Genomic DNA, 12464 nt, shown 5'->3' with positions numbered 1-12464 from the left:
TTTTTATTGTTTTGAGATTGCAAATATACAAAGAAATATTCGCCTCTAATTGTATCAATTTTCGCCATTTTTTTGCATCTTTAAGTAATTAAAATCATCAACAATGGAATCATTTGATATCGTTACTATAACAGTTAACTCGGCTTTGGATAAAAGTACCCATTTTAAAGGCTTGGTTCCGGAACAGAAAATTAGATGTGAGGAACCGAGGTTTGATGCTGGTGGAGGAGGCATCAACGTGTCTAAGGCAATTTCCCGTTTGGGTGGAACCTCATTGGCAGTTTTTACATCTGGCGGGCCTACAGGAAAAATGCTGGAAGAATTGGTTGTTAAAGAATCTATTGCCTATGAATCTGTTGCCGTTCAGAGTTGGACCAGAGAAAGTTTTGTTGCCGTGGATGACAATACGAATTCTCAATACCGTTTTGGATTTACCGGAGGAAAAATTTCCGAAGAAGAAAGCGAAAGAATTTTAGAAACCATAGCAGCTTTAAAATCAAAATTCCTAGTAGCCAGCGGTAGTTTGAATGAAGGTTTGTCAGCCGATTTTTATTCAAAAATCGCAGAAATTGCAAAAAAAACAAATGCTAAATTAATTGTGGATACTTCAGGCGAAGCATTAAAAAAAGCCTTAGAAGTGGGTGTTTATATGATCAAACCAAATGTTGGTGAACTTGCAAAACTAATTGGCGTAGAGCGATTAGAACTGGAGGAAGTAAATGAAGCCGCAAAACAAATCATAGCTAAAGGTGGCGCCGAAATCGTAGTTGTTTCTCTCGGTCCACAAGGTGCAGTGTTGGTTACAAAAGATTCATATGAGTTTGTTCCCGCTCCCAATGTGGCCAAAAAAAGTACTGTTGGTGCAGGTGACAGTATGGTGGGCGGAATGGTTTGGGCACTTTCGCAAAATAAAAGTCTGAAAGAAGTAATTCGTTGGGGAGTCGCTTGCGGTTCGGCAGCGACGATGAATGAAGGAACCCAATTGTTTAAATTCGAAGACGCCAACCGATTATTTGAATGGTTGAAGAATAAATAAAAACAAAAAAACCTGATGATTTTAAATCCTCAGGTTTCTACTATATTTATTCCTAGTTCCCCCTTCGGGGGTTAGGGGGATTTAATCATTCAGCTTCAAAACAGCCATAAACGCTTCTTGTGGAATTTCAACATTTCCAACCAGTCTCATACGTTTTTTACCTTTTTTCTGTTTTTCCAATAATTTACGTTTACGAGAAATATCTCCACCATAACATTTGGCGGTAACGTCTTTACGTAATGCTTTTATCGTTTCACGCGAAATAACTTTCACACCAATTGCAGCTTGAACAGGAATGTCAAATTGCTGACGTGGAATTAATTCTTTTAGTTTCTCACACATTTTTTTACCAATCGAATATGCATTGTCGGCATGCATCAAAGAGGATAAAGCATCAACAATGGTAGCGTTCAATAAGATATCTACTTTAACCAAATTAGAAGTTCGCATCCCAATTGGCGTATAATCAAACGAAGCATATCCTTTAGAAACGGTTTTCAAACGGTCATAAAAGTCAAATACAATCTCTGCCAAAGGCATGTCAAAAGTCAACTCGACACGTTCGGTAGTCAAATACGTCTGATTGGTAATCAACCCACGTTTTTCGATACACAAACTCATTACATTTCCAACATAATCGGATTTGGTAATGATAGTTGCTTTTATAAAAGGCTCTTCAACATGATCTAAACGAGAAGGCTCAGGCAAATCCGAAGGATTATTTACGATAAGCGGTGTTGTAGGATCTTTTTTGGTGTAAGCCAAATACGAAACGTTGGGAACCGTAGTAATTACAGTCATGTTAAACTCTCTCTCCAAACGTTCTTGGATAATTTCCATGTGCAACATTCCTAAGAATCCACAACGGAAACCAAATCCCAAAGCTGCTGAACTTTCCGGTAAAAATACCAGCGAAGCATCATTCAGCTGCAGTTTTTCCATAGAGTTTCTTAACTCTTCATAATCTTCAGTATCCACAGGATAAATCCCTGCAAAAACCATTGGTTTCACATCTTCAAAACCAGTAATTATATTTGTAGTCGGGTTTTTCGCATCGGTTAGCGTATCACCTACTTTTACTTCTTTTGCTTCTTTGATCCCAGAAATTAAATATCCAACATCACCTGCAGAAATGACTTGTTTTGGAACCTGGTTTAATTTCAAAGTACCAATTTCATCTGCAAAATATTCGTTTCCGGTAGCCATGAATTTAATCTTTTGACCTTTTTTTATTTGCCCGTTTTTCACACGAAAAATAACTTCGATTCCTCGAAACGGATTGTAATGCGAGTCAAAAATCAGTGCTTGTAACGGCTCGTCAACATTTCCTGATGGAGGCGGAATTTTTTCGATAATTGCTGCCAATATATTTTCAACACCAAAACCAGTTTTACCAGAAGCATGAATAATATCTTCTAATTTACATCCAAGTAAATCAATAATATCGTCACTTACTTCCTCAGGATTGGCACTTGGTAAATCTACTTTATTCAAAACTGGAATTATTTCCAAATCATTTTCTAAAGCCAAATATAAATTCGAAATCGTTTGTGCTTGGATACTTTGCGCAGCATCTACAATCAAAAGTGCACCTTCACAAGCTGCAATCGAACGAGAAACTTCATACGAAAAATCGACGTGTCCTGGAGTATCAATCAAATTCAGAATATATTCTTGCCCTTTATAGGTGTATTCCATCTGAATCGCATGACTTTTTATGGTAATCCCACGTTCGCGCTCCAAGTCCATATTGTCTAGCAATTGCGCTTTTTCCTCACGAGCAGTAACGGTTTGTGTTGCGCCTAATAATCGGTCAGCAAGCGTACTTTTTCCGTGGTCAATATGTGCAATTATGCAAAAATTCCTTATGTGTTTCATTTTCTGTATCTGTCAATTTTACTGATGCTCTCGCATTTAATTTGCAAATATAAGGTAAAAGTTTGACAGTTGAATTCGATTTAATTATGTGGTGTTTGAAAAATTAAGAATTAAGGATTTGTATGCTTATAATTGAATTTTGCTTTGTAAAAAGTAGTGTCTTTTGTGGAGAAATTAACTCTTCTGTTGTCTTTGTTTTTAAATTCTAAACTGTCATTTACCATAAATTTTATTTCAGTAAACGTATAACCAGTTTCAAAAGTAATGGTTAACTGGTATAAACTGTCTTTTTTAATGGCCCTCATTTCACTGCTTTTGTTCCATGATAAGGGTTTGTCATTCCCTTTTATACCCACAGTTTTGATGTTTTTTATTTCGGATGTATCCAATGTAAAAACAACTGTTTTTTGATAAGTTTTTTGAACGCAACCGGTCAAAATTAAAGAAAGTAGTAGTGCTATTATTGCTAGTTTAGTTTTCATATTATGTGTTGTTTTTAGATAATAAATAATCAATTCCAAATCTTCCTGAACCAAGGATTAAATAGAACATTGTTACCCAAAGAAATCCCATTGCGGCAAGACAATTCCATAATCCGTTATTGATTTGTTGCATGAAAATAGCAACCAGCATCGTGCAGATAATAAGGAATGATGTTACTCTTGTTTGCAGTCCCAGTAGTAAAAATATACCGCCAACTGCTTCTGCAAACGCACCCATCCAAGCAAAGAACGATGGAGCAATAGCAAAAATTCCTCCATAACTCGCTACATCATTAGGGAACCAAAAAGCGACTTCAAATAATCCTAAATTATTGTCAACTGGTGACCAAGGCATTCCGAATTTTGCGGCTCCAAAATCGAAGGCGAGTAAATATCCACATACAATTCGCGGAATTGTTAAAAATAAATCTTGTGACCAATTTGATAATAGTATAGGTTTTGTAATTCTAGTGAGTAGTTTCATATTTTTTAGATTTGAATTTGTTAGAGTTTAAGAATTAAATCACCATTGCCTGATTTTTTTGAGCCCGAATCAAAATTTGCTTTGCCTGTATTTATGATATCGCCATTTCCGGTTAATCTAGCTGAAAGCGTTTCAGAAACATTTACAGTTAAATCTCCGTTTCCAGTGCTTTTTAATTCAGCTTTTTTAACGTTAAGATTTGAAGCGTCAACATCGCCATTTCCAATTTTAATAATGTCCAAAACATCAATTGTACCGCTAACATTGCTATCGCCGTTTCCAGTATTTTCCAGTTTAAAGTAACGGCCTGAAATATTCTGAACACTCAAATTACTGTTTCCGGAATTTTTAATGACACTCGCTTCTGGCATTGTAATTTTGATTTTCAAATTGGTATTTTCAACATACATTTGATTGTCTTTGTTTCCTTTGAATTGAATTTTTAATTCATTCTCTGAAACATTTTCCGATAGACATAAAAGACTTTCTAGGTTGTCATCAATTGTAATTAAAATACTCCAAGGTTTACCAATTTCGACTTCGATTTTTCCATCTAAATCTTCAAAATAGACTTTGTCAAAGTTTTTGTAATAGAAGGTTTTTGTAACTATTTTTCCTGAACCCTTTAGTTGCGCATTTGCAAACGACGTAATTGTTAGTACGATTGCGAAGAAGATTTTTTTCATAATTTATGCTTTAGGTTTTGATGCTGTTAGTAATTAACAACAGGGCAAAGTTGGAGCATAAAAAACTGATGAGCGCTTCAAATTATAATTTGATACTCATTTTTAAAGTGTGTAAATCGTTAAATAAGTATATTTTATATAAAATCGAGATATTCTTTGGGTGTTTTTCCGGTATTTTTTTTGAATGCGCGGTTAAAAGTTGCTTTGGAGTTAAATCCACAATCGAAAGCAATTCCCAGTAAGGTCGATTTTTTATGTTCGCCATTTGCAAAACTATTTTTTACAGCTTCAATCCGGTAAGTGTTGATGCAATCGTTAAAGTTCATTTGAAAACCTTGATTGATGGTTTTAGAAATTATTGAAGCGTTGGTTTCTAATTTTTTTGCTAAATCCGTAAGTGTTAATTCAGGATTTTTATATAGTTTTTGTTCTTGAATCAGCGTTTCAATTTTAGATTTCCAATGCTCGATTTCGGGCGAAATCGTTTCTTTAAAAGTTTCATGCTGAATATCAATAATCGTTTCTGTTTCGTTGGGTTGATTTTCACCCAATAAAAGAACAGGGTTTTTATCAAATAATGACATTTTATACGGAATGGACGACAGTACAGGATTAGAATATCCCATGACAGCAACGTAATACATGACAATCGAAAAGAACAAATAAAACCACCAGCTACCTTTGTAAGATTTCATTTCTGGATAAATATATTCAATGATGTCAAAAATAATTGGCAAAACGAGCATTACCAAAAAGGCAATCAAGTACGTTTTTATCCATTTAAACAAAATGGAATCAGCGTAGCTTACCACCTGAAACATTAGTTTTTTGTATACATTATAGTATCGAATACTTAAAATAAAATAAATAATCATTGAGGCTAAACCTAGTTTTTGATACAATGTATCAAAATCCTTGTCCATTCCGTCTTTATAAAAGTAGTAATCACCATAGATGAACTTATCGTAAATAAAAATAGAGATGATATAAATAAAATAGATACATCCAGGAAGCAAATGACCAATGTCTTTTTTTGAAAATTTAAAAGAAGGATTCAACAAACTTTGCGTGTAAAAAAAGATTACGGGTCCAATAAAAAAGAGATGCTGTAACGGTGTGTAAAACAAAATATCCCGGTACGGTTGATTGTCATACCAGCCACCAAAACCAAGAAGCCAAGGTGCAATGTAGAGACTACATAGAAAAATAAAAAGACTCAGCCAATAATTCGATTTGTTTTCGGTTTTAATAGCTTTAGCAAGTAATAGACAACTGTAAATAATGCCTTGGGTAAAAGAAATAAGTAAAACGGAACTATAAAATCCAAAGTCAAAGTGCATCTGTGTGTTTTTGTAAAAATAGTATTAATTTATAATCGATTGTTATACTTAGTATTACTTTTTTTTGAGTGTTAATTAACTCAAAATAAAACTATAACAAGTGTTTTTATACCTAACTTTGCCTTCCTTTAAAATTAAAATATACTTAATTTGAACTTCGATAAAATCAAAGAAAAATTAGAAATTCTCGCTGACGCAGCAAAATATGATGTGTCATGTTCTTCTAGTGGCGGCAATCGAAAAAACACTAATAAAGGACTTGGTGATTCGTCAAGTTCGGGAATTTGTCATACTTATACAGAGGATGGGCGTTGTGTTTCGTTATTAAAAATTCTGTTGACAAATTTTTGTATTTACGATTGTGCCTATTGCGTTACTCGAAAAAGTAATGACATTCAGCGCGCTGCTTTTACCGTAGACGAAGTCGTTGATTTGACCATCAATTTTTATCGAAGAAATTATATCGAAGGACTTTTTTTAAGTTCTGGAATTTTCAAAAATGCCGATTATACCATGGAACGTTTGGTACGTGTGGCCAAAAAATTACGGTTAGAACATAATTTTAATGGATACATTCACTTGAAAAGTATTCCTGGCGCTAGTGATGAATTAATGCGCGAAGCCGGATTATACGCGGATAGGTTGAGTATGAATCTTGAAATCCCTACTGAATCTGGATTAAAATTATTGGCTCCAGATAAAAACCATCAGGACATGATAAACCCGATGCGTTTCGTGAAAAATGAGTTGATTCAATATAAGGAAGAAAAGAAAAAATTTAAAAGCACACCCAAATTTGCTCCAGCTGGTCAAAGTACTCAAGTAATTATAGGCGCAACACAGGAAAACGATTTTCAAATCATTCAGGTTGCGGATCATTTTTATAATAATTTTAATCTGAAACGAGTGTATTACTCCGGTTATGTTCCGGTTTCTAACGATGCTAGATTGCCGGCAATTGGCGGTCAGGTGCCGTTGGTTCGCGAAAACAGACTCTATCAAGCCGATTGGCTTATGCGTTTTTATGGCTTTAAAGCCAATGAAATTCTGGAAAAAAACAATCCGTTTCTTGATTTAGAAGTGGATCCTAAGATGGGTTGGGCGTTGCGAAACATCACGCAATTTCCGGTAATTATCCAGAATGCTCCACTAGAAATGATTTTGCGTGTTCCAGGAATTGGAGTAAAATCGGCACATAAAATTGTATATGCAAGACGATTCCAAAACTTGACAATGGAACATCTAAAAAAAATTGGCGTATCGGTAAACAGAGCCAAATATTTTATATCAGTAAGCAACGAGAATACCCATTTAAAATTCTTGAACGCCTTGAATTTAAAGGAAATTATTTTGGGTGATATGAAATCCAAGTTTGAGAAACCGTTTGATAATCAATTATCATTACTCAATGACGCAACTTTCTTACGATAATAGTTTTGAAGGCCTATTGACTGCGGTTTTCGAAATTTATGAATATAAATATCCAGAACCTAAAATCAGTAAAAAAGACGATCTTCAGCAGAATTTATTCGCCGAAAAAATAGAAATCACTACTGATGTTTCTAAATCGGACAGGGTGATTAAAAAACTCAATGCACAAATTGGAAGTGATGGTGTTCGTTGTATTATTTGGGCTTTTCTCTCCGAAAAACCAGCTGTTGAAGATGTGATTTTCGATGTAATTAATTACGCGGTTCAAAATCCTGCTATTAATATCATGAAGGATTTTTCGAATGAAAGTGTCTTGCAAATTTCTCAACTTACTAAAAATGTTGGTCGTGAGAAGCATCGAATGGAAGCCTTTATTCGGTTCGAACAATTGAAAGACGGTATTTATTTTGCTAAAATTGATCCTGATTTCGATGTTTTAACGTTGATTATTAGACATTTTAAAAATCGCTACCAAGATCAAAAATGGATTATTTATGATTTACGTCGCAAATACGGTGTGTATTACGATTTGAATGATGCCGAAATTGTGATGATGGATTTAGACATCAAATCATTGGATGATAAAAACAATCAAGTTTTCTCAGATACTGAAATCAATTATCAAAAACTATGGTGGGAATATTTTGATCATACCAATATAAAAGAACGTAAAAATACCAAGCTGCACGTTCAACATGTTCCCAAGCGCTATTGGAAATACCTAACCGAAAAGAAAATGTTTTAGACTTACAAACATTTACGTATTTTTGCAAAAAAAATTCCCTTGATAAAAATAGGCAACATAGAATTACCAGATTTCCCTTTACTTCTTGCACCCATGGAAGATGTGAGTGATCCGCCGTTTCGTAGATTGTGCAAAATGCATGGTGCCGATATGATGTATTCTGAATTTATTTCATCCGAAGGTTTAATTCGTGACGCCATCAAAAGCCGAATGAAATTAGACATCTTCGATTACGAACGACCTGTAGGAATTCAAATTTTTGGCGGTGATGAAGAAGCTATGGCCATGTCCTCCAAAATTGTTTCAACCGTAAACCCGGATATAATAGATATCAATTTTGGTTGCCCTGTTAAAAAAGTGGTTTGCAAAGGCGCTGGTGCCGGAGTTCTCAAAGACGTTGATTTGATGATTCGCTTAACACAAGCTGTTATTGATAGTACGCATTTACCGGTAACTGTAAAAACCCGTTTGGGTTGGGATGATAATTCCATTAATATTGATGAGGTTGCGGAGCGTTTGCAAGATATTGGTGTTGCCGCTTTGAGCATACACGCCAGAACCCGTGCCCAAATGTACAAAGGTCATTCCGACTGGTCGCATATTGCCCGCGTCAAAAATAATCCTAGAATCACGATGCCTATTTTTGGTAATGGAGATATCGATTCGCCGGAAAAAGCATTACAATATAAAAATGAATACGGCATCGACGGAATCATGATTGGTCGCGCTGCCATTGGTTATCCTTGGATTTTTGACGAAATCAAACATTACTTTAAAACGGGAGAACATTTAGCAAAACCAACGGTTATAGACAGAGTAGAAGCTGTCAGAAATCACTTGACTTGGGCCATGGAATGGAAAGGCGAACGATTAGGAATTGTGGAAACGCGTCCTCATTATACGAATTATTTCAAAGGAATTCATTCCTTTAAAACCCATAAACAAAAATTAGTAACACTAGATCGACCTGAAGAATTATTCGCCGCTTTGAATGAAATCGAAGAAGCTTACGTGGGATACGAGGTTGTTTAAAATAAAAAAGGCCTAACAATTGTTAAGCCTTTTTTATTATACTTTAATACGTTTCCATTTTCCTCTTTTGTAAAGAACGATACTTGCCAAAGTAGTTGCGGTTTCGGCTATAGGAATCGCTATAAAAAACACCAGTTGGTCCCATTTTATAATATTTGGATAATAAATAAGCCAACGGAATTTGGAATAACCAGAATCCGAAAAAATTAATCATTGTAGGAGTCCAGGTATCACCGGCACCATTGAATGTATTAATTAACACCATCCCTATTCCGTAAAAAACATATCCCAAACACATGGTTTGTAATGCTTCAACAGCAATCTTTTGAATAATCAGGTCGTTAGTAAAAAATGAAATCAGGGAGCTGGAAAAAACCAAGGTAATAACAGTAATAATAGCCATAAAAATCACATTGTATTTTGCAGTGGTAAAAACTGATTTTTCGGCACGTTCAACTTTTTTAGCACCTAAATTTTGACCTACCAAAGTTGCAGCAGCATTGCTTAATCCCCAAGCAGGAAGAATAAAAAACATCATAATGCGCAATGCCGTTTGATATCCCGCCGAACCATGATCTCCGCCGGTTGTGGCGACCAATTGTGCCAAAAAAATCCAACTGCAGGAAGCAATTACAAACTGTAATACTCCAGGGGTAGCGATTTTTACCAATGCTTTAATCTGTTCCAAATCTGGTATGAAATAAGAAGGTATGATTTTTAAAACTCCTCTGCCATTAAATAAATGATACAATTGGTAGAAAACACCAATACTTCTTCCTATAGTTGTTGCCATTGCGGCACCCATTAATCCAAAAGCAGGAATGGGTCCAAATCCATTAATTAATATGGGACATAAAATAATATTACAAATGTTAGCCAACCAAAGACTTTTCATGGCAATGGCTGCGTTTCCTGCGCCACGGAATATTCCGTTAATAAGAAATAAAAGCATGATACATAAACTTCCGCCCATCATAATTCGAGTGAAGTTTATCCCATATTCAGCAGCATCAACGGAGGCTCCCATAAATAACAAAATATCTTTGGCGTAAATGAAACCCAAAATGCTGATTATTGTATTGATAACAAATGCAATAATGATGGCTTGCATTCCGGCTTTTGCAGCAGCGACGGGATCTTTTTCGCCAATTCGACGAGCAACAACCGCAGTAGCGGCCATACTAATTCCGATAGCAATAGAATAAACAATCGTGATTACTGATTCGGTTAAACCAACTGCTTGAATAGCATAGCTACTTTGCTCTAAATGACCAACAAAATATAAATCGACTAGAGCGAAAACCGATTCCATAAGCATTTCCAATACCATCGGAATGGCTAAAAGAATTACCCCTTTTTTGATACTTCCAGAGGTATAATCAAAAGATTCATCTCCTTTGATAGCTTGTTTTAAAGTTGTGTAAATTCGAGAAAATAAGTTTTTTTCTACTGTTGTTTCTGTCATGATAAATTAGGATTAATGAGAAGATTAGTCCAGACTTATTAGCTGAACTTAAAGGTAAATAAAGGTGTCCTAATTATTTTACAAATAAAGAAGAACTAGACAGAAACTATCATAGCATTTAGATTTTAAGAAAAGTAAATGTAAATATTCTTTTTAATTAAAAAAATTAATCCAACAACTTCTTGCTCACGCGGCTACTTGCAATTAAGGAAGCAACAAAGCCAAGCGTAACAATTGTTCCCATAACAATAAGAACATTTTCGAGAGAGAAAATCACAGGATAAGCCAGTGTAGGAGTAATCATAACCAACTGAAAATATTCTTGTAACAATACGATTATAATTCCTAGAGCCAAGCCAATAATTCCGCCAAAAACACTCAATAAAGTGCCTTGAAGCAAAAATATTTTTCTTAAATCCTTGATTTCAGTTCCAAGATTAAAAAGGGTTTTTAGGTTTCCTTTTTTGTCTAAAATCATCATAATCAAAGCGCCAATCAAGTTGAAAAGCGCCACAACAATTACTAAAGTAAAGATTAAATATACCGCAATATTCTCCGTATTCAACATTTTATAGAGCGATTCGTTGAGTTGAGCCCTGTTTTTTACGGTGATTTTATTGTTGAAAATGGTTTGAAGTTGGTCTGTAATAGCACTTTCATCAGCATCGGTTTTCGTCCTGATTTCAATTCCGGAAACCTGATTGGTTTTATATTCCAGTAATTCTTGGGCCAAACCTAGATCTGCAAAAACATATTTCGAATCAAGGTCGTCGCTGATGGCATAAATCCCAACAGGAATTACATCTGTTTTGTTAAAAGCTTGTTCCGGATTTTCAATAGCGCCTTTTCCTGGCTTTGGAACTAAAACTTCCAACTGATTATTAAAATCCAATAATCCCATCGAGAATTTTTGGGAAATTCCATAACCTACCACTACTTGATATGTATCCGGTTTCAGCCACTGCCCGTTGAAAAGTTTTTTCTCGATAGCATTAACTTTGCTGAAATTAGAATCAACACCTTTCAGGTAAGTAACTTCTTGCTTTCCGTTAAAAGTGAATAAAACTCGCTCTTCAATAATTTTAGAATACGAAACCAAGCCGTCAATTTTCTTGATTTGGCTTTCCTGACTTGGAGAAATCAAAAAGGATTTTCCTAAAGTGCTGCTTATTTTTAAATCGGGATCAATGTCATTAGTAAATGAAAGACTAAAAACCTTCAACCCGCTAAAAACGGATAAAACCACAAACAAAGCCATAGCACCAACAATAATTCCCAAACTGGCAATACGATTGATGATGTTTATAGCATTGTTTTTACTGTTGCTAAGAATGTAGCGTTTGGCTATGTAAAGGGGGAAATTCAAATTTTATTGAAATCTGCGTTTGTCCAAAAGATCTCTGTTTTCAATAGGATTATCTCTATTGGCTAGCGCATTGTCAATTTTTTCAATGTAATCTAAAGAGTCGTCAATAAAGAAAACCAAATTGGGAACTTTTCTTAATTGCAAACGAACACGTTGTGATAAATCATGCTTAATATTTTTAGCATTGGACTTAACCGCCTCTAAAATCTCTTTTGCTTTTTCCTGAGGAAAAACACTTAAATGTACCGTCGCTACTGATAAATCTGTAGTCACAGTAACCTTGGATACCGAAATGATTAAATTAGCCAATCCGTTTTTTCTCACTTCACCTTGCAGAATATCAACCAAATCTTTTTGGATAACCCCACCTATTTTTTTCTGTCTATTTGTTTCCATGCTGCAAAAATACTACTTTTAAGTTTTATCCCGAAGTTTCGGGGCAAATTTTAAAAGTAACCTAGTAATACGTGTATTTTTAGAAGCTATTTCCTGCTGTACGCTATATCTTTCCTGCCATCC

11 protein-coding genes and 1 pseudogene are annotated in these 12464 nt (G+C 35.0%); 4 read left to right on the top strand and 8 right to left on the bottom strand.

From position 1 onward, the window contains the following. Window positions 1-103: 103 nt before the first annotated feature. A complete protein-coding gene (locus tag G7A72_RS08245; protein ID WP_165152119.1) occupies window positions 104-1036 on the top strand; it encodes a 1-phosphofructokinase family hexose kinase in 933 nt (310 codons plus the stop codon). A gap of 81 nt (window positions 1037-1117) precedes the next feature. On the opposite strand, the gene lepA is transcribed toward G7A72_RS08245, so the two are convergent. From lepA to G7A72_RS08220, 5 genes are all read right to left on the bottom strand, one after another. Further along, the gene (gene lepA / locus G7A72_RS08240) at window positions 1118-2914 is read right to left on the bottom strand and encodes a translation elongation factor 4 (RefSeq protein ID WP_091166283.1); all 1797 of its coding nucleotides are present in this window, start codon (window positions 2912-2914) and stop codon (window positions 1118-1120) included. Window positions 2915-3024: 110 nt separating this feature from the next. Then, window positions 3025-3396 carry a hypothetical protein gene (locus tag G7A72_RS08235; RefSeq protein ID WP_165152118.1) on the bottom strand — a complete coding sequence of 124 codons (372 nt, stop codon included), beginning with the start codon at window positions 3394-3396 and terminating at the stop codon, window positions 3025-3027. A 1-nt stretch (window position 3397) separates the two neighbouring features. Beyond that, window positions 3398-3880, bottom strand: coding sequence for a DoxX family protein (locus G7A72_RS08230; protein WP_165152117.1), 483 nt, complete (start codon window positions 3878-3880; stop codon window positions 3398-3400). 20 nt (window positions 3881-3900) lie between these two features. Continuing rightward, window positions 3901-4566, bottom strand: a complete 666-nt coding sequence (locus G7A72_RS08225) for a GIN domain-containing protein (RefSeq protein WP_165152116.1) — start codon at window positions 4564-4566, stop codon at window positions 3901-3903. A gap of 134 nt (window positions 4567-4700) precedes the next feature. Continuing rightward, entirely contained in the window at window positions 4701-5906 is a 1206-nt protein-coding gene (locus tag G7A72_RS08220; protein ID WP_165152115.1) for an AraC family transcriptional regulator, read from the bottom strand. 150 nt (window positions 5907-6056) lie between these two features. On the opposite strand from G7A72_RS08220, the gene G7A72_RS08215 reads away from it, so the two are divergent. The 3 genes from G7A72_RS08215 to dusB are packed head-to-tail and all read left to right on the top strand — an operon-like array spanning window position 6057 to window position 9114. Further along, window positions 6057-7337 carry a putative DNA modification/repair radical SAM protein gene (locus G7A72_RS08215; protein WP_165152114.1) on the top strand — a complete coding sequence of 427 codons (1281 nt, stop codon included), beginning with the start codon at window positions 6057-6059 and terminating at the stop codon, window positions 7335-7337. After that, window positions 7315-8082, top strand: a complete 768-nt coding sequence (locus G7A72_RS08210; RefSeq protein WP_165152113.1) for a TIGR03915 family putative DNA repair protein — start codon at window positions 7315-7317, stop codon at window positions 8080-8082. Before G7A72_RS08215 ends, G7A72_RS08210 begins: the two co-directional genes overlap by 23 nt. 39 nt (window positions 8083-8121) lie before the next feature. Continuing rightward, complete coding sequence (gene dusB, locus G7A72_RS08205) at window positions 8122-9114, top strand: tRNA dihydrouridine synthase DusB (protein ID WP_165152112.1); 993 nt, start codon at window positions 8122-8124, stop codon at window positions 9112-9114. Between the two features lie 36 nt (window positions 9115-9150). Here the strand turns inward: dusB and G7A72_RS08200 are convergent. From G7A72_RS08200 to rbfA, 3 genes and pseudogenes are all read right to left on the bottom strand, one after another. Next, a pseudogene (locus G7A72_RS08200) lies at window positions 9151-10579 on the bottom strand (MATE family efflux transporter). 166 nt (window positions 10580-10745) lie between these two features. Beyond that, window positions 10746-11945: an FtsX-like permease family protein gene (locus tag G7A72_RS08195; protein WP_165152111.1), complete on the bottom strand. Its 1200-nt coding sequence runs from the start codon at window positions 11943-11945 to the stop codon at window positions 10746-10748. 3 nt (window positions 11946-11948) lie between these two features. Next, window positions 11949-12341: a 30S ribosome-binding factor RbfA gene (rbfA, locus tag G7A72_RS08190; protein WP_091166278.1), complete on the bottom strand. Its 393-nt coding sequence runs from the start codon at window positions 12339-12341 to the stop codon at window positions 11949-11951. Between the last annotated feature and the right edge of the window lie 123 nt (window positions 12342-12464).

This window comes from Flavobacterium sp. Sr18 (assembly GCF_011064265.1).
Lineage (GTDB): Bacteria > Bacteroidota > Bacteroidia > Flavobacteriales > Flavobacteriaceae > Flavobacterium > Flavobacterium petrolei.
This window is presented reverse-complemented; position numbering and strand designations above follow the sequence as displayed.